This is a genomic window from Streptococcus infantis (genome assembly GCF_047460875.1).
GTDB lineage: Bacteria > Bacillota > Bacilli > Lactobacillales > Streptococcaceae > Streptococcus > Streptococcus infantis_AA.
This window is the reverse complement of record NZ_JASHFI010000002.1, coordinates 116919-142610: the sequence shown is the minus strand read 5'-3', so window position 1 is coordinate 142610 and position 25692 is coordinate 116919. Positions and strand designations below refer to the sequence as shown.

At 39.3% G+C, this 25692-nt stretch carries 26 protein-coding genes; 25 read left to right on the top strand and 1 reads right to left on the bottom strand.

The features are described 5' to 3' along the window. The first annotated feature begins 11 nt into the window (after positions 1-11). From upp to QM887_RS02575, 20 genes are all read left to right on the top strand, one after another. Positions 12-641 carry a uracil phosphoribosyltransferase gene (gene upp / locus QM887_RS02670; RefSeq protein ID WP_004252365.1) on the top strand — a complete coding sequence of 210 codons (630 nt, stop codon included), beginning with the start codon at positions 12-14 and terminating at the stop codon, positions 639-641. A 160-nt stretch (positions 642-801) separates the two neighbouring features. Beyond that, on the top strand, positions 802-1392 hold the full coding sequence (gene clpP, locus QM887_RS02665) for an ATP-dependent Clp protease proteolytic subunit ClpP (protein ID WP_060956027.1): 591 nt from the start codon (positions 802-804) through the stop codon (positions 1390-1392). A 75-nt stretch (positions 1393-1467) separates the two neighbouring features. Continuing rightward, positions 1468-1737 (top strand): YlbG family protein, encoded by a 270-nt coding sequence (locus QM887_RS02660; RefSeq protein WP_414270357.1) that lies wholly within the window; start codon positions 1468-1470, stop codon positions 1735-1737. 88 nt (positions 1738-1825) lie between these two features. Next, positions 1826-2986, top strand: coding sequence for an ABC transporter substrate-binding protein (locus QM887_RS02655; protein ID WP_075229247.1), 1161 nt, complete (start codon positions 1826-1828; stop codon positions 2984-2986). A 115-nt stretch (positions 2987-3101) separates the two neighbouring features. Further along, on the top strand, positions 3102-3971 hold the full coding sequence (locus tag QM887_RS02650; protein WP_414270356.1) for a branched-chain amino acid ABC transporter permease: 870 nt from the start codon (positions 3102-3104) through the stop codon (positions 3969-3971). Between the two features lie 3 nt (positions 3972-3974). Further along, the gene (locus QM887_RS02645) at positions 3975-4931 is read left to right on the top strand and encodes a branched-chain amino acid ABC transporter permease (protein ID WP_414270355.1); all 957 of its coding nucleotides are present in this window, start codon (positions 3975-3977) and stop codon (positions 4929-4931) included. Continuing rightward, the gene (locus QM887_RS02640; RefSeq protein WP_414270354.1) at positions 4931-5695 is read left to right on the top strand and encodes an ABC transporter ATP-binding protein; all 765 of its coding nucleotides are present in this window, start codon (positions 4931-4933) and stop codon (positions 5693-5695) included. Before QM887_RS02645 ends, QM887_RS02640 begins: the two co-directional genes overlap by 1 nt. Beyond that, positions 5695-6405, top strand: coding sequence for an ABC transporter ATP-binding protein (locus QM887_RS02635; RefSeq protein WP_000062228.1), 711 nt, complete (start codon positions 5695-5697; stop codon positions 6403-6405). Before QM887_RS02640 ends, QM887_RS02635 begins: the two co-directional genes overlap by 1 nt. 356 nt (positions 6406-6761) lie before the next feature. Continuing rightward, positions 6762-7418 carry a CBS domain-containing protein gene (locus QM887_RS02630; RefSeq protein WP_075229242.1) on the top strand — a complete coding sequence of 219 codons (657 nt, stop codon included), beginning with the start codon at positions 6762-6764 and terminating at the stop codon, positions 7416-7418. Between the two features lie 129 nt (positions 7419-7547). Next, positions 7548-7838 (top strand): 30S ribosomal protein S6, encoded by a 291-nt coding sequence (rpsF, locus tag QM887_RS02625; RefSeq protein WP_075229241.1) that lies wholly within the window; start codon positions 7548-7550, stop codon positions 7836-7838. 11 nt (positions 7839-7849) lie between these two features. Then, complete coding sequence (gene ssbA, locus QM887_RS02620; protein WP_414270353.1) at positions 7850-8320, top strand: single-stranded DNA-binding protein SsbA; 471 nt, start codon at positions 7850-7852, stop codon at positions 8318-8320. A 31-nt stretch (positions 8321-8351) separates the two neighbouring features. Further along, complete coding sequence (gene rpsR, locus QM887_RS02615) at positions 8352-8591, top strand: 30S ribosomal protein S18 (protein ID WP_000068664.1); 240 nt, start codon at positions 8352-8354, stop codon at positions 8589-8591. 301 nt (positions 8592-8892) lie between these two features. Continuing rightward, positions 8893-9396 (top strand): GNAT family N-acetyltransferase, encoded by a 504-nt coding sequence (locus tag QM887_RS02610; RefSeq protein WP_004244450.1) that lies wholly within the window; start codon positions 8893-8895, stop codon positions 9394-9396. A gap of 80 nt (positions 9397-9476) precedes the next feature. After that, entirely contained in the window at positions 9477-10877 is a 1401-nt protein-coding gene (locus QM887_RS02605) for a bifunctional Cof-type HAD-IIB family hydrolase/peptidylprolyl isomerase (RefSeq protein ID WP_414270352.1), read from the top strand. A gap of 1 nt (position 10878) precedes the next feature. Beyond that, positions 10879-11241, top strand: a complete 363-nt coding sequence (locus QM887_RS02600; protein ID WP_414270351.1) for a S1 RNA-binding domain-containing protein — start codon at positions 10879-10881, stop codon at positions 11239-11241. A gap of 45 nt (positions 11242-11286) precedes the next feature. Continuing rightward, complete coding sequence (locus QM887_RS02595) at positions 11287-12036, top strand: tRNA1(Val) (adenine(37)-N6)-methyltransferase (RefSeq protein WP_414270506.1); 750 nt, start codon at positions 11287-11289, stop codon at positions 12034-12036. Beyond that, positions 12026-12310, top strand: coding sequence for a GIY-YIG nuclease family protein (locus QM887_RS02590; protein WP_000349620.1), 285 nt, complete (start codon positions 12026-12028; stop codon positions 12308-12310). The genes QM887_RS02595 and QM887_RS02590 overlap by 11 nt, the downstream gene beginning before the upstream one ends. Before the next feature lie 84 nt (positions 12311-12394). After that, positions 12395-13330, top strand: a complete 936-nt coding sequence (locus QM887_RS02585; RefSeq protein WP_414270350.1) for a manganese-dependent inorganic pyrophosphatase — start codon at positions 12395-12397, stop codon at positions 13328-13330. A gap of 69 nt (positions 13331-13399) precedes the next feature. After that, the gene (locus QM887_RS02580) at positions 13400-13912 is read left to right on the top strand and encodes a YiiX/YebB-like N1pC/P60 family cysteine hydrolase (RefSeq protein WP_414270349.1); all 513 of its coding nucleotides are present in this window, start codon (positions 13400-13402) and stop codon (positions 13910-13912) included. Further along, positions 13896-14546, top strand: coding sequence for a DUF1803 domain-containing protein (locus QM887_RS02575; protein ID WP_414270348.1), 651 nt, complete (start codon positions 13896-13898; stop codon positions 14544-14546). The genes QM887_RS02580 and QM887_RS02575 overlap by 17 nt, the downstream gene beginning before the upstream one ends. A gap of 192 nt (positions 14547-14738) precedes the next feature. Here the strand turns inward: QM887_RS02575 and QM887_RS02570 are convergent, their stop codons facing one another. Next, a complete protein-coding gene (locus tag QM887_RS02570; RefSeq protein WP_414270347.1) occupies positions 14739-16184 on the bottom strand; it encodes a UDP-N-acetylmuramoyl-L-alanyl-D-glutamate--L-lysine ligase in 1446 nt (481 codons plus the stop codon). Positions 16185-16289: 105 nt separating this feature from the next. Between QM887_RS02570 and QM887_RS02565 the strand changes: the two genes are divergently transcribed. From QM887_RS02565 to QM887_RS02545, 5 genes are all read left to right on the top strand, one after another. Continuing rightward, complete coding sequence (locus QM887_RS02565) at positions 16290-17912, top strand: putative polysaccharide biosynthesis protein (RefSeq protein WP_414270346.1); 1623 nt, start codon at positions 16290-16292, stop codon at positions 17910-17912. 201 nt (positions 17913-18113) lie between these two features. Beyond that, positions 18114-20072 (top strand): peptide ABC transporter substrate-binding protein, encoded by a 1959-nt coding sequence (locus QM887_RS02560; protein WP_414270345.1) that lies wholly within the window; start codon positions 18114-18116, stop codon positions 20070-20072. A 145-nt stretch (positions 20073-20217) separates the two neighbouring features. Continuing rightward, positions 20218-21312 carry a cystathionine gamma-synthase gene (locus tag QM887_RS02555; protein ID WP_414270344.1) on the top strand — a complete coding sequence of 365 codons (1095 nt, stop codon included), beginning with the start codon at positions 20218-20220 and terminating at the stop codon, positions 21310-21312. Between the two features lie 4 nt (positions 21313-21316). After that, positions 21317-22483 carry a MalY/PatB family protein gene (locus QM887_RS02550; RefSeq protein WP_414270343.1) on the top strand — a complete coding sequence of 389 codons (1167 nt, stop codon included), beginning with the start codon at positions 21317-21319 and terminating at the stop codon, positions 22481-22483. Between the two features lie 91 nt (positions 22484-22574). Continuing rightward, the gene (locus tag QM887_RS02545; protein ID WP_414270342.1) at positions 22575-25661 is read left to right on the top strand and encodes a DEAD/DEAH box helicase; all 3087 of its coding nucleotides are present in this window, start codon (positions 22575-22577) and stop codon (positions 25659-25661) included. The last annotated feature ends 31 nt before the right edge of the window (positions 25662-25692 follow it).

The window sequence follows — 25692 nt, the reverse complement described above, 5'->3', positions numbered from 1 at the left end:
GAATTCTGAAAATGGGAAAACTTGAAGTTATTAATCATCCACTGATTCAACACAAATTATCAATCTTGCGTCGCACTGACACTTCTACAAAAGCTTTTCGTGAACTAGTAGACGAGATTGCAATGTTGATGGGATATGAAGTGCTTCGTGATCTTCCACTTGAAGATGTAGAAATCGAAACACCAATCACAAAAACAGTTCAAAAACAGTTGGCTGGTAAAAAATTGGCGATTGTCCCAATCTTGCGTGCAGGTATTGGTATGGTTGATGGACTATTGAGTTTGGTTCCAGCAGCAAAAGTTGGTCACATTGGTATGTACCGTGACGAAGAAACCCTTCAACCAGTAGAATACTTGGTAAAATTACCTGAAGATATTGACCAACGTCAAATTTTTGTAGTTGATCCTATGCTTGCAACAGGTGGATCAGCGATTTTGGCTGTTGACTCCCTCAAAAAACGTGGAGCTTCAAACATCAAGTTTGTCTGCCTTGTATCAGCTCCAGAAGGTGTGAAGGCACTTCAAGCAGCACACCCTGATGTAGAAATCTTTACAGCAGCTTTGGATGAACGCTTGAACGAACATGGTTACATCGTTCCAGGTCTAGGAGACGCTGGAGACCGCTTGTTCGGAACAAAATAAGATTCTAAAGTGATATTGAGACTAAAGCCTAGTCTTAGTTTTGAAAGGAGGTTGAATTTTTGTATCTGTTAGTAGGATAGAGCAAAAATTTGACCTTTTTTGACCAAGGATATATAATAATCCTATTAACAAAGAAATTAGAAATCAAAAGGAGAAATGAATGATTCCTGTAGTTATTGAACAAACAAGTCGTGGAGAACGCTCGTATGACATTTACTCACGTCTTCTTAAGGACCGCATTATCATGTTGACTGGACCAGTCGAAGACAATATGGCAAACTCAGTTATCGCCCAATTGCTTTTCTTGGATGCCCAAGATAGTACAAAAGATATTTACCTTTATGTAAATACTCCAGGTGGATCAGTTTCAGCTGGTTTGGCAATTGTAGATACTATGAATTTTATCAAAGCAGACGTACAAACGATTGTTATGGGTATGGCTGCCTCAATGGGAACCATTATAGCATCAAGTGGAGCAAAGGGTAAACGCTTCATGCTTCCAAATGCAGAGTACATGATTCACCAACCGATGGGTGGTACTGGTGGTGGTACGCAACAGACAGATATGGCTATTGCGGCTGAGCACTTGCTTAAAACTCGTAAGACTTTGGAGCAAATTCTTGCAGATAATTCAGGTAAGTCAGTTGAGCAAATTCACGCAGATGCTGAACGTGATTACTGGATGAGCGCTCAAGAAACTCTTGACTACGGTTTTATTGACGAAATCATGGCTAATAATTCTTTGAATTAATCTTTGAAAGCAAACTCGACTGAGTTTGCTTTTTTTGGTATAATAAAAAGAAGATTCTAAAAAGGAAGAAATGCTATGTTTGAAAAAGTGAATCGGACGGGTCTAATTGTCTATCTTTACTATAATCGTGATGTCAAAAAACTTCAAAGTGTAGGAGATATTTGCTACCATTCTAAAAAGCATCGCTATCTCCAAATGTATGTTCCAACAGAAGAAGTAGAAGACCTAGTTAATCGTTTAGGAAAAGAAAAATATATCAAGAAAGTACGAGTTTGTCATATTCAAGAATTAGAAACTCCTTTCGTTGGTAGCCTTTATCGAAACGAAGAAAACGCAATCATTTAAAAAATACAAAAAAAGTGTTGACAATTTTCAGATAATTCGGTATATTCTTAACATGTCATTTAAATTATGAATCTAAAAGGAGATAAACATGAAGAAAAAGTTTGCATTATCACTTGTAGCTCTTGCAAGTGTAGCTGTATTGGCAGCTTGCGGAGAAGTTAAGTCAGGAGCTTCAAATACAACTGGGAACCCAATTGATGAGAAAGTTGTAAAAATTGGTTTCAACTTTGAAAAAACTGGTGAAGTAGCAGCCTACGGTAGCGCTGAACAAAAAGGTGCTCAATTGGCCGTTGATGAAATCAACGCAGCAGGTGGTATCGATGGAAAACAAATCGAAGTTGTAGACAAAGATAACAAATCTGAGACAGCTGAAGCAGCTACCGTTACAACAAACCTTGTTACCCAATCAAAAGTGAACGCTCTTGTAGGGCCTGCAACTTCAGGTGCCACTGCCGCAGCGGTTGCCAATGCTGGGAAAGCAGGTGTACCATTGGTAACCCCATCAGCAACTCAAGATGATTTGACAAAAGGTCAAGATTACCTTTTCCGTGCAACCTTCATCGATAGCTTCCAAGGACAAATCATTGCTAAATACACAACTGATAACTTGAAAGCGAAGAAAGTCGTTCTATACTACGATAACTCATCTGACTATGCTAAAGGGATTGCTGAAGCCTTCAAGAAATCTTATAAAGGTGAAATTGTAGCGACAGAAACATTCCAATCTAAGGATACAGATTTCCAAGCCGCACTTACAAAAATCAAAGATAAAGACTTCGATGCCATTGTCCTTCCAGGGTACTACACTGAAACTGGTAAAATTGTAAACCAAGCACGTGGTATGGGAATCAAACAACCAATCATCGGTGGTGATGGATTTAGTGATGCTAAATTCGTTGAACAAGCAACACCTGCTGCAGCTACAGACATCTACTACGTAGCTGGATTCTCTACTGAAGGTGAAATGACTGATAAAGCCAAGAAATTCGTAGAAGCTTATAAAGCGAAATACAACGAAGAACCTTCAATGTTTGCAGCCTTGGCATATGATTCAGTTTACATGATTTCGGAAGCATCTAAAGGTGCTAAGAACTCTGTCGAATTGAAAGACAACCTTGCGAAGTTGAAAGACTTGGAAGGTGTTACTGGTACAATGTCTATTGACAAAGACCATAATCCGGTTAAATCCGCACTTATGATTGGCTTAAAAGATGGTAAAGTTGAGTCAGTTGAGTCGGTTAAACCTTAATCTAGTAGATATCGTAAATGGGGAATGAGCTTCTACTCACTCCCTGTTTCGGTGTTTATGAAAGGATTATTTTTTTATAAAATTCTAAAAATATAAATTAGAAAGAGTGAACCATATGCTTCAACAACTTGTTAATGGTCTAATCTTGGGTAGTGTCTATGCGTTACTAGCCCTAGGTTATACTATGGTTTATGGAATTATCAAGCTCATTAACTTTGCCCACGGTGATATTTATATGATGGGGGCTTTCATGGGTTATTTCTTGATTAATTCCTTGCAATTAAATTTCTTTGTTGCCTTGATCTTATCGATGATCGGTACAGCAATTCTCGGTGTTATCATTGAGTTCCTAGCTTATCGTCCATTACGTCATTCAACTCGAATCTCTGTATTGATTACAGCTATCGGGGTATCCTTCTTACTGGAGTATGGAATGGTCTATCTGGTAGGTGCCAACACACGTGCCTTTCCTCAAGCAATCCAAACAGTGCGTTATGACTTGGGTCCAATCAGTTTGACCAATATTCAATTGTTGATTTTGTCTGTCTCACTTGTTTTGATGGTTCTTCTACAACTCATTGTACAAAAAACGAAGATGGGGAAAGCTATGCGTGCCGTTTCTGTAGATAGTGATGCGGCTCAGTTGATGGGAATCAATGTTAACCGTACGATCAGCTTTACTTTTGCCTTGGGTTCAGCTTTGGCTGGTGCTGCTGGTGTCCTTATCGCACTTTATTATAATTCATTGGAACCATTAATGGGAATGACTCCAGGTATTAAATCTTTCGTAGCTGCCGTTTTAGGTGGTATTGGTATCATTCCAGGTGCAGCTTTTGGAGGATTCGTAATTGGATTATTAGAAACTTTTGCGACAGCCTTTGGAATGTCAGATTTCCGTGATGCAATCGTTTATGGAATCTTACTCTTAATCTTGATTATTCGTCCAGCTGGTATTCTAGGTAAGAATGTGAAAGAGAAGGTGTAAACAATGAAAGAAAATTTAAAAGTTAATATTTTATGGTTGCTCCTTTTATTAGCAGGCTATGGCTTGATCAGTGTACTTGTTTCGGCTGGAGTACTGAATCTTTTCTATATTCAAATTTTAGAGCAAATTGGGATTAACATCATACTTGCAGTTGGTCTTAACCTTATCGTAGGTTTTTCTGGTCAGTTTTCACTAGGACATGCTGGTTTTATGGCTATCGGTGCCTATGCAGCTGCAATAATTGGTTCTAAATCTCCAACCTATGGAGCCTTCTTTGGAGCCATGCTTCTTGGAGCACTTATCTCAGGATTAGTGGCTTTAGTCGTTGGGATTCCAACTCTTCGTTTGAAAGGGGACTATCTTGCTGTTGCGACACTAGGTGTTGCTGAGATCATTCGAATCTTTATTGTTAATGGTGGTGAACTAACTAATGGAGCTGCTGGTATCCTTGGTATTCCAAACTTTACAACCTGGCAAATGGTATATTTCTTTGCTGTGATTACAACAATTGCAACACTTAATTTCCTTCGTAGTCCAATTGGTCGTTCCACATTATCAGTACGGGAAGATGAAATTGCAGCAGAGTCAGTTGGAGTTAATACAACAAAAATTAAAATTATCGCTTTCGTCTTTGGAGCTATGACTGCAAGTATCGCAGGTTCGCTTCAGGCAGGATTTATTGGATCAGTAGTTCCAAAGGATTATAGCTTTATCAATTCTATCAACGTCTTGATTATTGTTGTATTTGGCGGTTTGGGTTCCATTACGGGTGCTATTGTTTCAGCTATTGTTCTTGGAATTTTAAACATGCTTCTACAGGATGTAGCAAGTATTCGTATGATCATCTATGCCCTAGCCTTGGTACTTGTAATGATTTTCAGACCAGGTGGTCTTCTTGGAACATGGGAATTGAGCCTATCACGTCTCTTTAAAAAAGGTAAGAAGGAGGGACAAAACTAATGGCGTTACTTGAAGTAAAAAATTTAACCAAACATTTTGGTGGTCTGACAGCCGTTGGAGACGTCACTCTCGAATTGAACGAAGGTGAACTTGTTGGTTTGATTGGACCGAATGGTGCTGGGAAAACAACCCTCTTCAACTTGTTGACAGGTGTTTATGAACCAAGCGAAGGGACAGTAACCTTGGATGGTCACTTGTTAAATGGCAAGCAACCTTATAAAATCGCATCTCTTGGTTTAGGGCGTACCTTCCAAAATATCCGCCTTTTTAAAGACTTGACAGTTTTGGATAACGTTCTGATTGCATTTAGCAATCATCATAAACAACATGTTTTTGCAAGTTTCTTGCGCTTACCAGCTTTTTATAAGAATGAAAAAGAATTGAAAGCTAAAGCCTTAGAATTACTAAAAATCTTTGATTTGGATAGAGATGCTGAAACTCTAGCTAAAAATTTAGCCTATGGTCAACAACGTCGCTTAGAGATTGTTCGTGCTCTTGCTACAGAACCTAAAATCCTCTTCTTGGATGAGCCTGCAGCGGGTATGAATCCACAAGAAACTGCAGAATTGACTGAGTTGATTCGTCGTATTAAGGATGAATTCAAAATCACCATCATGCTGATTGAACATGATATGAACTTGGTTATGGAGGTTACGGAGCGTATCTATGTTCTTGAGTACGGTCGTTTGATTGCTCACGGGACACCAGATGAAATCAAGAGTAATAAACGTGTTATCGAAGCATATCTTGGAGGTGAAGCCTAATGTCTATGTTAAAAGTTGAAAACCTCTCAGTACACTATGGTATGATTCAAGCTGTACGTGATGTGAGCTTTGAAGTAAATGAAGGAGAAGTTGTTTCCCTTATCGGTGCAAATGGTGCTGGTAAAACAACCATCCTTCGTACCTTATCAGGCCTTGTTCGTCCAAGTTCTGGTCGGATTGAATTTTTAGGACAAGAAATCCAAAAGATGCCCGCACAAAAAATTGTGGCATCAGGACTTTCTCAAGTACCAGAAGGACGTCACGTCTTCCCTGGTTTGACAGTTATGGAAAACTTGGAAATGGGAGCCTTCCTTAAGAAAAATCGTGAAGAAAATCAAGCAAATCTGAAAAAAGTATTTTCACGTTTCCCGCGTTTAGAAGAACGTAAAAACCAGGATGCAGCTACCCTATCAGGTGGTGAACAGCAGATGCTTGCTATGGGACGTGCGCTTATGTCAACGCCTAAACTTCTTCTCTTAGATGAACCATCAATGGGGCTTGCTCCAATTTTTATCCAAGAAATTTTTGATATCATCCAAGATATTCAAAAACAAGGTACGACCGTTCTTTTGATCGAGCAAAATGCCAATAAGGCACTTGCCATCGCAGATCGAGGCTATGTTCTTGAAACAGGAAAGATTGTCCTATCAGGAACAGGAAAAGAACTCGCAGCATCAGATGAAGTCAGAAAAGCATATCTAGGTGGCTAAAAAGGTCCGGGGGACCTTTTTAGTCGGCAGATAAAGATTGCTTGGCAATCCACATTAGTCCGGGGGACCTTTTTAGTCGGCAGATAAAGATTGCAAAGTAAACTCTATCTAGTCTAGCAGACTAGTTTAGGTTAAAGATAAAGATTGACTAGTAATTTTCATCTAGTCCGGGAGCTCTTTTAATCGGTATATAAATCTTATGAAAAGACTCAAAACATAGTTATAGAGCTCAATTCAAGAGCTCTTTTTTTCAAAATTCATCACAATTTTCTGAGTCTTGAAAGAAATATGAAAGCGTTTGATTGCATTTTATAAAAAGTGTATAATGAAATTAATAAAAATATAGGAGAATGATTATGGCAGTTAAAGATTTTATGACACGAAAGGTCGTATATATTAGCCCAGATACGACTGTAGCACATGCAGCAGACTTGATGCGCGAACAAGGTTTGCATCGTCTTCCTGTTATTGAAAATGATAAATTAGTTGGTCTAGTAACAGAAGGAACAATTGCTGAAGCCAGTCCATCAAAAGCAACGAGTCTTTCAATCTTTGAGATGAATTACTTGCTTAATAAAACAAAAGTAAAAGACGTCATGATTCGTAATGTTGTAACTGTCTCCGGTTATGCAAGTTTGGAAGATGCAACCTATCTTATGCTGAAAAATAAGATTGGAATCTTGCCAGTTATTGATAATGAACAAGTCTATGGTGTCATTACTGACCGTGATGTATTCAGAGCATTTCTTGAAATTTCTGGTTATGGCGAAGAGGGAATCCGTGTTCGTTTTATCACAGAAAATGAAGTTGGGGTACTCGGGAAAATTGTTTCCCTCATCGCAGCAGAAAATCTGAATATTTCACATACCATTAATATCCCACGTAAAGATGGGAAGATTATTATTGAAGTACAAATCGATGGAATGATTGATCTCTCAACATTGAAAGAAAAATTTGAAGCAGAAAATATCCAAGTAGAGGAAATTACTCATACTTCAACTAAAAAACTGTAAAAAATAAAATATAAACAGTTTTTTACTTGCGAAAAAAATTTTTTTCTAGTATAATAATTTATTGTGAGCAAACCTCACTTACCCCTTGCAATGTCTTGGGGTCATTAGACCAAAAGGAGGAACATATCAATGGCTAAATACGAAATTCTTTATATCATTCGTCCAAACATTGAAGAAGAAGCGAAAAACGCTTTGGTAGCACGTTTTGACTCTATCTTGACTGACAACGGTGCAACTGTTGTTGAATCAAAAACATGGGAAAAACGTCGTCTTGCATACGAAATCAAAGATTTCCGTGAAGGACTTTACCACATCGTTAACGTTGAAGCAAACGATGACGCAGCTCTTAAAGAGTTTGACCGTCTTTCAAAAATCAACGCTGACATTCTTCGTCACATGATCGTCAAACTTGACGCGTAAGAAGGTAGATTATGATTAACAATGTTGTACTTGTAGGGCGTATGACTCGTGACGCTGAGTTGCGTTATACCCCATCAAATGTAGCAGTTGCGACTTTTACTCTTGCAGTAAACCGTACATTTAAGAGTCAAAATGGCGAACGCGAGGCTGATTTTATCAATGTCGTTATGTGGCGCCAACAGGCTGAAAATCTTGCTAACTGGGCTAAAAAAGGCTCGCTTATCGGGGTGACAGGTCGTATCCAGACTCGTAGTTACGATAACCAGCAAGGACAACGTGTATACGTAACAGAAGTCGTGGCTGAGAATTTCCAAATGTTGGAAAGCCGTAGTGTGCGTGAAGGACATACAGGTGGAGGTTATTCTGCCCCAAGTTCAAACTACTCAGCACCTACACAATCAGTACCTGACTTTTCACGTGATGAAAATCCATTCGGAGCAACTAATCCTTTGGATATTTCAGATGATGATTTACCATTCTAATGGACAATTAATACTATAAAGGAGAAAAAACATGGCTCAACAACGTCGTGGCGGATTCAAACGCCGTAAAAAAGTTGATTACATCGCAGCAAACAAAATTGAATATGTTGATTACAAAGATACTGAGCTTCTTAGCCGTTTCGTTTCAGAACGTGGGAAAATCCTTCCTCGTCGTGTAACAGGAACTTCAGCTAAAAACCAACGTAAAGTAACAACAGCTATCAAACGCGCTCGCGTAATGGCTTTGATGCCTTTCGTAAACGAAGATTAAAGAAAAGACCCGGTTGGGTCTTTTTTTCACGAGCCTTAAAATGAGAAAGCGAGTTGGGGTCCAGTGGACCTCTTTTTCATGAGCTTGGAAACAAGAAAGCGAATTAAGACCTCGGTTGGGTCTTTTTTTCACGAGCTTTGAAATGAGAGAGCGAGTTTGGGTCCGGGGGACCTCTTTTTCATGAGCTTGAAAACAAGAAAGTGAATTAAGACCCGGTTGGGTCTTTTTTCACGAGATAGTTTTTTTCTGACCTTGGCATGCTATAATGGTAATAGAAAGAGTAAAGGTGGGTAAGTCAAAGATGAATTGTACGATTAGAAATATGATTAAGTCTGATATTGAATCCTTATCTCATGGATTTATGAATCAAGGTTGGCCTGGTAGAGAGGAAATTTTGGCTAGATATTTTCTGGAACAGGAAAGTGGGGAGAGAGAAGTCTTAGTTGCAGAGATTGATGGTGCTGTAGCGGGCTACGTTACCATTTTGCCCTCTGCTAAACATGGTCCTTTTGCAGAAGTCTATCCAGAATTATCAGATTTTAATGTGTTTGAGCCTTTTCGAAATCAAGGGATTGGGAATCAACTGCTAGAAGAAGCAGAAAAACGAGTCAAGTTTGTTTCGAGTAAGGTCACTCTTGGTGTAGGTTTGCACTTAGGCTATGGCCCTGCCCAGAGATTGTATATCAGACGGGGCTACATTCCAGATGGGACAGGTGTCTGGTATCGAAATCAACCCTTGGAAATGAATGCAACTAGTCAAAATAATGATGATTTGGTTTTGTATCTAGTAAAGGAATTCGGATAAGAGACAAGGATTTTATTGGGGATGTGGGATTTCTCTACTTTATGGTATAATGGAAAGAGTGAATTGAAGGAGGTAATGAGATGGATGCGAAATTAAGATATAAGGCAAAAAAGATAAAGATTGTTTTTTTTGATATTGATGATACTTTGCGAAACTCAAAGACTGGTTTTATCCCAACCTCAATTCCAACAGTATTTCAACAATTACGTGAAAAAGGTATTTTGACTGGGATTGCGACTGGTCGTGGGATTTTCGGTGTCGTGCCAGAGATTCGCGAACTTAAACCTGACTTTTTTGTTACTCTGAATGGTGCCTATATTGAGGATAAAAAAGGCAATGTGATTGATAGTAACAAAATTTCTAAAGATAAGGTTGAAAGCTATATTGCTTGGACCAAGGAAGTTGGGATTGACTATGGTTTAGTTGGTAGTCATACTGCTAAACTCTCTACTAAAACCGAGTTGATTAGTGAGGCCATTGATCCAATTTATCCTGACTTGGATGTTGATCCTGATTTTTATGAAAAAGAAGACATCTATCAGATGTGGACTTTTGAGGAGCGGGGAGATGATTTGATCTTGCCTGATACTTTGGCATCGACTTTACGTATGGTACGTTGGCATGAACATTCGTCAGATGTGGTACCAATTTCAGGTTCAAAAGCAGCTGGTGTAGCAAAAGTTGTAGAACATTTAGGTCTTAAACCTGAGAATGTCATGGTCTTTGGGGATGGACTGAACGATTTGGAGCTTTTTGATTATGCAGGTATCAGCATTGCCATGGAAGTATCTCATGAAAAAATCAAAGAAAAAGCAGATTATATTACAAAAACATTAGAAGAAGATGGCATTTTTGATGCCTTAGAAAGATTTGGTATGGTAGAAAAAGAATTACATTTGCCACAAGTAGACATTGAAACAGTAGAAGGTCCGATTGCGACTATTAAAACAAATCATGGAGACTTGCGTATCAAGCTTTTCCCTAAACAGGCTCCCAAAACAGTAGCCAACTTTGTAGCTCTTTCAAAAGATGGTTACTATGATGGTGTGATTTTCCACCGCATTATTAAAGACTTTATGATTCAAGGTGGAGATCCAACTGGTATTGGTATGGGTGGCGAATCTATCTATGGTGAGTCATTTGAAGACGAATTTTCAGAAGAACTTTACAATATCCGTGGAGCCCTTTCTATGGCTAATGCAGGACCAAATACAAACGGTAGCCAGTTCTTTATCGTGCAGAACCAACACCTGCCTTATTCTAAGAAAGAAATTGCTCGTGGTGGCTGGCCAGAACCAATTGCTGAGATTTATGCAGAACAAGGTGGAACTCCTCACCTAGATGGTCGTCACACAGTATTCGGTCAACTTGTAGATGAAGAGTCTTACGCTGTATTGGATACTATTGCAGGAGTTGAGACAGGTGCTATGGATAGACCGGTTGAAGATGTCGTAATCGAAACGATTGAAATCGAGGATTAAGATGAAAATTGGTTATAAGTTAAAAGGGCGAATTACAGGAATTCAATCCTATGGTGCTTTTGTAGAATTAGAGAATGGTACTACAGGGTTAATTCATATATCTGAAATTCGAACTGGCTATATAGAAAACATTTATGATGTTTTAAAAATTGGTGATGAAGTCCAGGTACAGGTGGTAGATTTTGATGAATATACAGGGAAGGCTAGCCTTTCCATTCGTACCTTGGAAGAAGAAAAACATCAACTTCCTAGACGGAGACGTTTTTCAAGTGATCGAGTGAAATACGGATTTGCACCTTTAGCTCGTATGATGCCTATCTGGACTAGAGAAGCAATTTCTAATCTAAATAAAAAAGAGTCATAATGCACTTTTTATTCTCCTTACAATCTGCATAATATAGAAGAATTAATTTATATGGAAGAATTATTAAAACCAGGAGAGAGAATCAACCAGCTCTTTTCTACAGATATCAAGATTATTCAAAATAGAGAGGTTTTCAGCTATTCGGTGGATAGTGTACTTTTGTCACGCTTTCCTCGCTTTCCTAAAAATGGCTTGATAGTGGATTTTTGTGCGGGTAATGGAGCTGTTGGACTTTTTGCCAGTAGTCGTACTAAGGCGAAAATTCTGTCTGTTGAAATCCAGGAACGATTGGCGGATATGGCAGACAGGTCAGTCCGATTAAATGGCTTAGAAGAACAGATGCAGGTCATTTGTGATGATTTGAAAAATATGCCTGCTTACATTCAGGGAAGTAAGGTTGATTTGATTTTGTGTAATCCGCCCTATTTTAAGGTAGATCCACATTCCAATCTCAATGAGAGTGAACACTATCTATTAGCACGACATGAAATTACGACCAATCTTAAGGAAATCTGCCGTAGTGCCCAAAGTATTCTCAAATCCAATGGGCGTTTAGCCATGGTCCATCGTCCAGATAGATTATTAGATATCTTAGATACGCTTCAACAGCATAATCTAGCTCCAAAGCGTCTGCAATTTGTTTACCCTAAACGGGAGAAAGAAGCCAATATGCTTTTGATCGAGGCTATCAAGGACGGCTCCACTAGTGGTTTTAAGGTTCTGCCACCACTCATTGTTCATAATGATGATGGTTCCTATACTCCAGAAATTCAAGAGATTTACTATGGATCATAAGGCTTACATGTATGTGGTAGAGTGTTGTGATGGTACCTACTATACTGGCTATACAACGGATGTCAAAAAAAGAATCGCCGTTCACAATAGTGGTAAGGGAGCCAAGTACACACGAGCTCGGTTGCCAGTAAAACTTATCTATGTAGAAGGTTTCGATAGTAAAGAAGAAGCCATGTCAGCCGAAGCGCTTCTAAAACGTAAGAAGAGGCCACAGAAGGAAAGATTTTTATCTGAAAACCAAGAAAAAAATTTAATCAGTCATTTTGAAGAGTAGAGGGGAGTTCTTTGACTCCTCTTACTTTTGTCAAAAATTGAAAAAAATGCTACAATAAAGAGAATAAAGAAACGAGGTATTATCATGTCTAAGATTCTAGTATTTGGTCACCAAAATCCAGATTCAGATGCCATCGGGTCATCTGTAGCCTTTGCTTATCTTGCAAAAGAAGCTTATGGCTTGGATACAGAAGCGGTAGCTCTTGGGACTCCAAATGAAGAAACAGCTTTTGTTTTGAACTATTTTGGTGTGGAAGCACCGCGCGTGATCACATCTGCTAAAGCGGAAGGTGCAGAACAAGTTATCTTGACTGACCACAATGAATTCCAACAATCTGTATCAGATATCGCTGAAGTTGAAGTTTATGGTGTTGTGGACCACCACCGTGTGGCTAACTTTGAAACTGCCAGCCCGCTTTACATGCGTTTGGAACCAGTTGGATCAGCATCATCTATCGTTTACCGCATGTTCAAAGAGCATGGCGTAGCTGTTCCAAAAGAAATCGCAGGTTTGATGCTATCAGGTTTGATTTCAGATACTCTTCTTTTGAAATCTCCAACCACTCACCCATCAGATAAGGTCATTGCGCCTGAATTGGCTGAATTGGCTGGTGTGAACTTGGAAGAATACGGTCTTGCCATGCTCAAGGCTGGTACAAACTTGGCAAGCAAATCTGCTGAAGAATTGATTGATATCGATGCCAAGACATTTGAACTCAATGGAAACAATGTCCGTGTTGCTCAAGTCAACACAGTGGACATCGCTGAAGTTTTGGAACGTCAAGCTGAAATCGAAGCAGCTATCCAAGCCGCAAATGCAGCTAACGGATACTCTGACTTTGTCTTGATGATTACAGACATCGTCAATTCAAACTCAGAAATTTTGGCTCTTGGTTCAAACATGGACAAGGTAGAAGCAGCTTTCAACTTCAAACTTGAGAATAATCATGCTTTCCTTCCAGGTGCTGTTTCACGTAAGAAACAAGTGGTACCACAATTGACTGAAAGCTTCAATGCTTAATTGTAAAATGAAAATGGGGATACCCATTGTAAAAAGGAGTCTCGGCTCCTTTTTTGCTAGGAGAGAAGTATGTTAGAAAATGGCGATTTGATTTTTGTGAAAGATGATTCGGATATAGGACAGGCCATCCAGGAATCTACTGGTCACTATAGCCATGTGGCCATCTTTTTAGACGAGAAGGTCTATCATGCTAGTGGGAAAGCTGGTGTTGTTTGTCAAAAACTAACAGAATTTCTTGAATCTGAATGTCTTTACGATATCTATAGCTATCCAAAGATAGATATTCAAAAGGTAAAGAAAAGAGCAGTCCAGCATCTGGGAGCTCCTTATAATTTTTCTTTTTATCCTGATGGGGATGGTTTCTATTGTTCTCAATATATAGCAAAAATTTTACCGATTTTTGAAACCATTCCTATGAAATTTGGTGATGGGGAGCAGGAAATCAGTGATTTCTGGAGAGGGTATTATAAAGAACTAGGATTAAGTGTACCTCTGAATCAGCCTGGCACTAACCCTAGTCAATTAGCAACATCACCACTTTTAGTTTGTAAAGAAAGGAATCTTCATGATTCAGATTTTTAATCCATCTCGCTTGACGCGACAATCATTCTTTAGAGATTTGGTAGACTATCTTGATCAGCATAATGATGTTATCCTACGCGAAATCAAGGCTCAGTTTTCAGAGGTTCCAGTTGACAAGTATTTGGAGGAATACATTAAAGCGGGTTTGATTTTGAGAGAAAACAAACGTTATTATCTCAATCTCCCATTTCTAGAATCTACAGAATCTCTTGAACTAGACCAAGAAGTCTTTGTGAGGGATGATAGTCATGTTTATCAAGAAATCCTGGAGAAACATTTTCAAACTGAATTGCGCAATCAAACAAATGTAGCTATCCTAGAAGAGCATACGGATTTTGCGAGGGAAAAGATGACTTTGTCTAATTACTTTTACAAGGTCAAGTTCCAGTATCCTTTGACGGAAGACCAGCAGAGCCTGTATGAAATTTTAGGGGATGTCAATCCTGAGTATGCCCTTAAGTATATGACTACTTTTTTGCTCAAGTTTCTCAAAAAAGATCAGCTCATGCAGAAACGACGTGATATCTTTGTTGATAGTCTAGTCTTGTTAGGTTACATCGTTCAAAATAAATATGGGAAATATGAGTTGGCTCTAGAATTTGATAAAGAAAGATTCATCTTTAGAAAAAAATAGAAGAGAGAGTGGGACAGAAATCGGTAATTCGTTAGAATTCGATTTCGTCGTCCCACCTCCGCACAGTTGAGTAGGGCTGTAAAAGCTGATGAAATCAGCGTAGTAAAGCCCACTCAACCACTGCGTCTTGCTCGGCAATCCAAAGACAATTGAGAGGCTAGGATTTTTGTCCCAGCCTCTTCTTTAAATATACTATAGATAACGTTCAGCGATGGCAGCATCACCTGGATAGTCTTCTTTCTTACCTTGGATAATTTGGTAGCAGTCAGCTCCTTTACCAGCAATTATCACAGCATCCAGTTCTTGACTTGTGATAGCCATAGCGGCCTTGATGGCTTGCTCACGGTCGGCAATCTTTTCAACAGGATGGCTGATGTAGCTACTGATTTCATCTGCAATGGCCATTGGATCTTCGTAGTTTGGATCATCAGCCGTTAGAAAGACTTGAATTTCAGGGTGCTGATTGAGAAGAAGACCAAAGTCCTTACGACGGCTTTCTCCCTTGTTTCCAGTTGAGCCAAGTACTAGAGCAATCTTTCCAGTTTGATGAGTTTCAACGACTGAGATTAGTTTTTTAAGACTGTCACCATTGTGGGCGTAGTCGATGAAAACTTTTGCGCCATTTTTCTGAGTGAGGACTTCCATACGTCCCGGAACACGAGTAGTAGCAATCCCTTTTTTGATATCTTCAAGACTAGCACCTAAACGAAGACAGGCAAGTCCTGCAGCGACTGCGTTTTCTTGGTTGAAATGTCCAATCAACTGGATATCATAGTCTCCTGCTAATTTACCAGTAGCTGAGAAGCTAAAGGCTTTGGAGTTTTCGATCTGGTTATTTGACTGGCTACCATAGAAGTCATGTTCTTGATTTTCTACTTGTTCCTTTAAGACTGAAAAATGGTCCATATCACTATTAATGACAACTGCTCGGCTATTTTTCATCAAGAGACGCTTGTGATAGAAGTAGTCTTCAAAGTTAGGATGCTCAATTGGACCAATATGGTCAGGGCTGATGTTGAGGAACACACCTACATCGAAGGTTAGACCGTAGACTCGCTTGACCAAGTAGGCTTGACTGGATACTTCCATGATGAGGTGGGTTCTACCATTATCAACAGCCTGGGCCATCATGTCAAAAAGGTCGATACTTTCAGGAGTTGTCAGAGCAGACTTGAAGAAAGTTTTACCGTCCAAGGTAGTGTTCATGGTTGATAACATAGCTGGACGATGTTGCTGATTTAAGATATTGTAGGCAAAGTAAGTAGCTGTTGTTTTTCCCTTGGTTCCTGTAAAGGCTAGAATTTTAAGATTATCCTGCGGGTTGCCATAAAATTCCATGGCAATCAAACTCATAGCCTTCTTAATATCGCTTACGATAATAACAGGAATATCTACTTCATAGTCTTGCTCAGCCACATACCAACTAAGACCTTGCGAAATCGCTGAAAGAAGGAATTCTTTCTTAAAAGCAGCTCCTTTCACGAAGAAGAGAGAATTTTCTTGAGCTTTTCGACTGTCATAGCAGATTGTGTTAAAAACGACATTACTGTAGTTATAGCAGTAATGTCCTTGGTTGATAATCTCACGGAAGAGACCATCCTTCTTTAAAATATCTAATATAGTTTCTATCTTTATCATACTTTCTATTGTAAACCGAAAGTCTGAATTTTACAAGTAACAAGGAAAAGTTTATAATGTAAGATAAGGAACTTTTCCTAGTGATTAAAATTGAATGAGGAAGTTATGTCTAACGAAAATAATCATCAGCAGGCCCAGATGTTACGCGGGACTGCTTGGCTTACAGCTAGTAACTTTATCAGTCGCCTGCTCGGAGCCATTTACATCATTCCCTGGTATATCTGGATGGGGACTTATGCCGCTAAGGCCAATGGACTCTTCACTATGGGGTACAATATCTACGCATGGTTCTTGCTGATTTCGACAGCAGGTATTCCTGTTGCAGTCGCAAAGCAAGTTGCTAAGTATAATACCATGAATGAGGAAGAGCATAGTTTTGCCCTGATTCGGAGTTTCCTAGGTTTTATGACAGGACTTGGTGTGGTCTTTGCTTTAATCTTGTATCTCTTTGCCCCTTGGTTAGCAGATCTTTCTGGTGTTGGTATGGAGCTTATCCCCATTATGCAGAGTCTAGCTTGGGCGGTCTTGATTTTCCCATCCATGAGTGTAATTCGTGGATTTTTCCAAGGGATGAATAATCTTAAGCCTTATGCTATGAGCCAAATCGCTGAACAGGTCATTCGTGTTATCTGGATGCTCTTAGCAACCTTTATAATCATGAAGTTGGGTTCAAAAGATTATCTATCAGCAGTTACCCAGTCTACCTTTGCGGCCTTTGTGGGAATGGTAGCTAGTTTTGCAGTCTTGATCTATTACCTTTACAAAGAAGGAATGCTTCAAAAAGTTTTTGAAACTCGAGATAAGATTGATAGTAAGGGTCTCTTGGTTGATACCATTAAGGAAGCTATTCCTTTTATCTTGACTGGTTCGGCTATTCAGCTTTTCCAAATCTTGGACCAAAATACCTTTATCAATAGCATGAAGTGGTTTACCAACTATAGTAATGAAGACTTAATTATCATGTTTTCTTATTTCTCTGCTAATCCTAATAAAATCACTATGATTTTGATTTCGGTTGGAGTTTCGATTGGTAGTGTTGGTCTGCCTCTCTTGACGGAGAACTATGTCAAGGGGGATTTGCAGGCAGCTGCTCGTTTGGTGCAAGATAGTATCACCATGCTCTTCTTATTCTTACTTCCAGCAACTGTTGGAGTAGTCATGGTTGGTGAACCTCTCTATACAGTCTTTTACGGTAAGCCAGATAGTTTGGCTATGGGCTTGTTTGTCTTTGCAGTTTTACAGTCAACCATTCTTGGTTTGTACATGGTCTTGTCCCCTATGCTTCAGGCCATGTTCCGTAACCGCAAGGCGGTTCTTTACTTTGTCTATGGATCTATTGCCAAAATCGTTCTACAATTACCATCAATAGCGATTTTCCATAGTTATGGTCCTCTAATTTCAACAACAATCGGTCTTATCATCCCTAATGTCTTGATGTATCGTGATATCTGTCAGGTTACAGGTGCTCGTCGCAAGCTTATCTTGAAGAGAACAATTCTAGTCACTATTTTGACACTAGTTATGTTTATCCTTGTAGGCTTCTTACAATGGATTCTTGGCTTTGTCTTCCAACCATCAGGTCGTTTCTGGAGTTTCCTCTACGTGCTTCTAATCGGAGCTATAGGTGGAGGCCTATACGGTATCATGACTCTTCGAATTCGACTCTTAGACAAGGTTATTGGACAGGCTCAAGCAGATCGTCTACGGGCACGTTTAAAACTATCATAAAGATTTATAAACAAAATGAATAATTTGAACTTTTCTATCCGAAAAAGTTTAAATTGTTCATTTTTTTATTTAAAAAATAGGATAAAATATAAAATTAGTAGAAAAAAATCTATAATTTGGTAAAAATTAGATAAAATTGCTTGACTAAAAAAAACAATAGCTGTATAATGATACAAATATTTAAATTTGGAGGTTCTGGAAATGAAAAAGTCTAAGGCAAAATATCTGACGCTGGCAGGCCTTGCCCTAAGTGCCGGTCTACTATTGGCGGCTTGTAGCAACTCAGCTAGTTCAACTAAAACATACAACTATGTCTATTCTAGCGATCCGTCTAGTTTGAACTATCTTGCAGAAAACCGTGCAACAACCAATGACATCGTTACCAATTTGGTAGATGGGTTGATGGAAAATGACCAATACGGTAACTACGTTCCATCCTTAGCAGAGGATTGGAGTGTTTCTCAGGACGGTTTGACATACACTTATAAACTTCGTAAAGATGCTAAGTGGTATACCTCTGAAGGTGAAGAATATGCTCCAGTAACTGCCCAAGATTTTGTAACTGGTTTGAAATATGCTGCTGATAAAAAATCCGAAGCTTTGTACCTGGTTCAAGATTCTGTAGCAGGTTTGGATGACTATATCAACGGTAAAACAACTGACTTTTCAACTGTCGGTGTTAAGGCGATTGACGACCAAACAGTTCAGTACACTTTGACACGACCAGAATCTTATTGGAATTCTAAAACAACATCAACCATTCTCTTCCCTGTCAATGCAGACTTCCTGAAATCAAAAGGGGATGACTTTGGTAAGGTAGACCCTTCTAGCATTTTGTACAATGGACCTTTCTTGATGAAATCCTTTGTTTCAAAATCTGTCATCGAATTCAAGAAAAATCCGAACTACTGGGATGAAAAAAATGTCTTTGTAGATGATGTGAAATTGGCCTATTATGATGGTAGTGACCAAGATGCACTAGCACGTAACTTTGTAGAAGGAGTCTATAGCTACGCGCGTCTCTATCCAAATAGCTCAAGCTTTGAAGGCATTAAAGAGAAGAACAAGGATAACATCATCTATAGTATGCAAAATGCAACTTCTTATTACTTGAACTTCAACTTGGACAGAAAATCTTATAACTTCACTTCTAAATCCTCAGATATCGAAAAGAAATCAACCCAAGAAGCAGTTCTGAATAAAAACTTCCGTCAAGCCTTCAACTATGCTTATAACCGTACAGCCTATGGAGCACAATCTCAAGGGGAGGACGGAGCAACAAAGATTATTCGTAACTTGGTTGTACCTCCAACATTTGTAAGTATCAACGGAAAAGACTTTGGCGATGTTGTTTCAGAAAAGATGGTCAACTATGGCCAAGAATGGCAAGGAATCAACTTTGCAGATGCGCAAGATCCATACTACAATCCTGACAAGGCTAAAGCTAAATTTGCAGAAGCTAAGAAAGAATTGGAAGCTAAGGGTGTACAATTCCCAATCCACTTGGATGTAACAGTTGACCAATCAGCTAAAAAAGGTGTACTTGAAGCAAGTTCTTTGAAACAATCCATCGAATCTGTTCTAGGAGCTGAGAATGTGGTTATCGATATCCAACAGCTATCAACAGATGACTTTGACAACTCTAGCTACCTAGCTCAAACCGCAGCTCAAAAAGACTTTGATATCTATAATGGCGGTTGGAGTGCTGACTACTTGGATCCATCAAGCTATCTTGATATCTTAAATGTCAATAACGGAGGTATGTTGCAAAACCTTGGTCTAGAACCAGGTGAGGTCAATGACAAGGCTAAGGCAGTTGGTCTGGATACTTACACTCAAATGTTAGAAGAAGCGAACAAGGAGCAAGAACCAGCAAAACGTTATGAAAAATATGCTGAAGTTCAAGCTTGGCTCGTTGATAGCGCCCTTGCAATTCCAAACGTTTCTCTTGGTGGAACACCGACCTTGAGAAAGACAGTTCCATTCTCATCGCCATTCTCACAAGCAGGAAATAAGGGTGTCGAATCATACAAGTATCTCAAGTTGCAAGATAAGACTGTAACGGCTGATGAGTATGAAAAAGCTAAAGAAAAATGGCTGAAAGAAAAAGAGGAATCTAACAAAAAAGCCCAAGAAGAATTGGCAAAACACATTAAATAATCAGTCTATTCAACAGGAAAAACGATAGTTTCTCAGGAAGTTATCGTTTTTGTATAGTTTGAAACTATAACTAGCTCTTGAAAACAAGAAAACGAAGGAACCCAAATAAGTGGTACAATAGTTACTATAGATTTGGAGGTAAAGTATGAGCAAATCATTTCACATCAACACAATTTTAGCACAAGCAGGTATTAAGTCTGATAAGGCAACAGGTGCTTTGGTTACACCTATTCACTTTTCAACGACCTATCAGCACCCAGAATTTGGTCAATCAACTGGATTTGACTATACCCGCACCAAAAACCCAACTCGTAGCAAGTCAGAGGAGGTTTTAGCAGCTATAGAATCTGCAGATTATGCTTTGGCAACTAGTTCAGGTATGTCTGCGATTGTATTAGCCTTTAGTGTCTTTCCTGTAGGGAGTAAGGTCTTGGCTGTCCGTGACCTTTACGGTGGTTCTTTCCGTTGGTTCAATCAAGTCGAGCAGGAAGGACGTTTCCACTTTACCTATGCTAATACAGAAGAAGAGTTGATTGCTGAGCTAGAAAAGGATGTGGATGTACTCTATATCGAAACACCAACCAATCCTTTGATGTTGGAATTTGATATTAAAAAATTGGCTCAATTAGCTCATGCTAAAGGTGCTAAAGTTGTCGTGGACAATACCTTCTATAGTCCTATTTACCAACGTCCGATTGAAGATGGAGCAGATATCGTCCTTCATTCAGCTACAAAATATCTTGCAGGGCATAATGATGTGCTAGCTGGTGTGGTAGTGACAGATAGTGCTGATTTATACGAAAAACTCTTTTATAATCTCAATACGACAGGGGCTGTTTTGTCACCATTTGATAGTTATCAATTGATTCGTGGTCTGAAGACCTTGTCACTTCGTATGGAGCGCTCAACAGCTAATGCTCGAGAAATCGTAGCCTTTTTAGAACAATCACCTGCAGTCAAAGAAGTCTTGTATACAGGTCGTGGAGGAATGATTTCCTTTAAAGTAGCAGATGAGAAGCGTATTCCTCATATCTTAAATAGCTTGAAAGTATTCTCTTTTGCAGAGAGTTTGGGTGGTGTAGAAAGTCTGATTACCTATCCAACCACTCAAACCCATGCAGATATTCCAGCAGAGGTTCGTCATTCTTATGGACTGACAGATGATCTTTTGCGCTTGTCTATTGGGATTGAGGATGCTAGAGATTTGATTGAAGACTTGCGTCAAGCCTTGGAAGGATAAGACTATGGGAAAATATGATTTTACGACCTTGCCCAATCGTTTTGGTCATCATACCTACAAATGGAGAGAGGCAGAGGCTGACCGAGAAGTATTGCCAGCCTGGATTGCTGACATGGACTTTGAAGTCTTACCTGAGATTCGTCAGACTGTCCATGACTATGCGGAGCAATTAGTTTATGGCTATACCTATGCTAGTGATGGCTTGATTGAAGTAGTTCAAAACTGGGAGGAAAAACAGCACGGCTATCGCTTTGATAAGGATGCTCTAGTCTTCATCGAAGGAGTAGTACCTGCCATTTCAACAGCCATTCAAGCTTACACAAAAGACGGGGATGCAGTGCTCATAAACACACCGGTATATCCACCTTTTGCTCGGAGCATTAAGCTCAATAATCGTAGACTAATCACCAACTCTCTAGTAGAAAAAGATGGACTTTTTGAGATTGACTTTGTCCAACTAGAAAAAGACTTAGTTGAAAATGAGGTTAAACTTTATATTCTTTGTAATCCCCACAATCCAGGAGGACGTGTCTGGGAGAAGGAAGTCTTAGAGAAGATTGGACAACTGTGTCAAAAACATGGAGTCTTGCTAGTATCTGATGAGATTCACCAAGATTTAGCTCTATTTGGAAACAAGCACCAGTCATTCAACACGGTAAATGAAGATTTTAAAGAATTTTCACTTATTTTAAGCAGTGCTACCAAGACCTTCAACATTGCTGGGACCAAGAATTCTTACGCCATTATCGAAAATCCTAAGTTGAGAGTGGCTTTCCAAAAACGCCAGCTTGCTAATAATCAACATGAAATCTCAGGTTTGGGATATTTAGCAACAGAAACTGCCTATCGCTATGGTGAAGATTGGTTGACAGAACTCAAAGAATTGATTGAGAAGCACATCAATTATGTAGTGGATGTATTTGGTAAAGAAAGCAAAATCAAGGTTATGAAACCTCAAGGGACCTATCTCATTTGGCTTGATTTTTCTGCCTATGGTTTGTCCGAAGAGGATTTACAGGGACTATTGAAAAAAGAAGCCAAGGTTATCCTGAATAGAGGCTTGGACTTTGGTGAAGAAGGAGCCCTCCACGCTCGCTTAAATGTAGCCATGCCTACATCCGTCTTGGAAGAAGTTTGCCAACGAATCATTATCACTTTCGCTAAACTTTAAGAAGCTAGCCTTCTAGGGGAAAAGTACCCTGGAAGGCTATTTTCATGGGAAGAAATATGGTATAATTAAGAGATAAAGAAAAGGGGAAAATATGGCTAAATTGATTCCAGGAAAGCTTCGAATGGAGGGGGCTCAACTCTACGAAACTGGTAAGATCCAAATCATCAAAGAGGAAAATCATCGCCTATATGCTCGTGTAGGGGAGGCTGAAATTCGCTATAGTCTAGATGATCAACTGGTTTTTTGTGTTTGTGATTTTTTCCAAAAAAAAGGGTTCTGTGTCCATTTGGCAGCACTAGAGCATTACCTGAAAAATGATCATTTGGGTCAAGAACTTTTACAAAATCTAGAAAATGGGCAGGAAAAGAAGGAGGAAGTCGAAACCCAAGTGACCTTTGGTGGACGTTTCCTAGAGAGTATACAAGCTACTAACTCGCCTAAAATCTATCAGTTAGCCGCCCAGGGGCAGGTTGAATCTGGAACCAATCGTATTATTTGGACTTTGAGGGTTGGTCTTATCCAGACCCAGAAGTTTTATGTAATTCGAGATATCCCTCTCTTTCTGAAGGTTCTAGAAAATAGTAAACCTTATATGATTGGTAAGCTATATGAAGCTTCCTTGAAGCTTAGTCAGTTTGATGAGACTAGCCAGTTTGTCTTAAATTTTCTTCAGGGAATTGTAGAAGATGAGGCTGAAAATGCCCTCTTTTTCCAGAATCAAGGTCGTCACCTCTATTTTCCTCTATCCTTTTTTGAACAGGGTGTCAGTCTTTTGATGGATTTAGATGAATTTCAATTTGACCATCAAATTTCGAGCTATCATCATCTTCTCTTTCAAGACTTGGATGGACAAGCAGGATTATTTACCTTTGATATCAAAGAAAATCCAGACTACTATGAAATGGAAATCTTTGAGTGGGAACGAGTCAATCTTTTCTATAAAGGGCGGGTTTTATTTACCAAAGGCATGTTTTATCTCTTGTCGAGAGAGCAGGCAGGATTGCTGGAGAAATTAAGAAAACTACCTCTAGATAGTAAGGGAAGAAAAGTTCTCCAGTTTGATACTAGTGATCGCGATAGATTAGCTTCTTCCTTGTCTCAATTTAGGAATATTGGAGAAGTTCAGGCTCCACAAGGACTTCAGATTAAATCTTTCCGTCCCTCTTTTTACATGGATAGAGAAGAAGATGGTTCGATTCGTTTGGAGATGCAGTTTCAATACGATACCTGCTTGGTAAGTAATCGTAGGGAACTGGAAAATCTTCACTTTGCTAGTGACATTCAACTGGAGAAACGTATTTTTCAACTAGCTCTATCAGCTGGATTTGAAGCTGATTTTCGTTCTTGGCGTCAAAGCCTCAAGGCTGAAGCAGTCTATGCTTTCTTTCACGAGACGTTGCCAGCTTTTGAAGCGCTTGGAAAACTTAGGATTTCGGAGAGTCTCCAAGATCTCTATCAAGTTCAAAGTCCCCAGATAGAGATTTCATCTAAAGGCCATTTATTAGAGATTCAATTTGATTTTAAAGATATTGCCCAAGGAGAGATTGATCTTGCTATGAAAGCCCTAGTTGCCAATCAAGACTTTTATATTAGCTCATCTGATCAGGTCTACTTCTTTGATGACCAAACCAAGCAGATTCGTCAGAATTTGAAAGAACTGGGAATAGAAGATTTGAAAGATGGGGCGTTTCGAGCTCGTAAGTCTCTAGCTTATACCTTATCGCATTTATTTAAGGATCAAGAGCAGATTTCTTTTACGGAAGAATTCCGTCATTTGGCTTATGATTTGACACATCCAGAAGAATTCCCGATGCAGAAATTGAATATTCAAGCAGAATTAAGGGATTATCAGAAAAGGGGAATTCAGTGGTTTCAGATGCTTCACCATTATGGCTTTGGTGGGATTTTAGCAGACGATATGGGACTTGGGAAGACCTTGCAAACCATTGCCTTTTTAAGTGGTCAAGTTCAAGCAGATACCAGTGTCCTAATCCTTGCTCCGTCTGGTTTAATCTATAACTGGGCTGACGAATTTCATAAGTTTGCTCCAGATTTGGATGTTGCGGTCGTGCATGGCTTAAAATCTCATCGAGAGTCAATTTTGGCAGAAAATCATCAGATTTATGTCACAAGTTATGCGACTTTCCGGCAGGACAGTGATATTTATCAGGACCTATCTTTTGATTTTCTCTTTTTAGATGAAGCTCAGGTCATGAAAAATGCACAGACCAAGATTGCTCAAAGTTTGCGACGATTTGTGGTTCCATCTGTTTTTGCCCTCTCAGGAACTCCAATTGAAAACCACCTAGGAGAGCTTTGGTCGATTTTTCAGATTGTCTTACCAGGCCTCTTGCCAACTAAAAAAGACTTTATGAAACTACCCGCTGAGAGAGTCGCTCAATTTATCAAGCCTTTTGTCATGCGACGGAAGAAAGAAGATGTGTTGACTGAGCTACCTGATTTGATTGAAGTAGTCTACAAAAATGAACTTGATGATCAGCAAAAGGCTATTTATCTAGCTCAACTGCAACAAATGCAGGAACACTTGGGACAGGTAAGCGATTTGGAATTTCAACGAAATCGTGTTGAAATTTTAACGGGTCTCATGCGTCTTCGTCAGATCTGTGATACTCCTGCACTCTTTATGGAGGATTACCAAGGAGAAAGTGGGAAACTGGATAGTTTACGAGACTTGCTTACTCAGATTGCTGAAGGAGGTCATCGTGTACTCATCTTTTCACAATTTAGAGGTATGTTGGATCGGATTGAGCAAGAATTACCTGAATTAGGCTTGACATCCTTTAAAATTACTGGTTCAACGCCTTCACAAGATCGTCAAGAGATGACCAAAGCCTTTAATCAAGGTGAGCGCGATGTATTCTTAATTTCTCTAAAGGCCGGTGGGGTTGGTCTCAATATTACTGGTGCCGATACAGTTATCCTGGTAGACTTATGGTGGAATCCTGCGGTTGAATCACAGGCTATCGGGCGTGCCCATCGTATGGGGCAAGAGCAAGCTGTAGAAGTTTATCGCTTGGTGACCCGAGGTACAATAGAAGAAAAAATTCAAGAATTACAAGAAAAAAAGAAAAATCTGGTTTCAGAAGTTTTGGATGGAACAGAGTCCCGAGGCAGTTTGAGTTTGGCTGAAATTCGAGAAATTTTAGGGATTTCATAAGCCTAGACTTGAAAAATCAAGACATTACGCT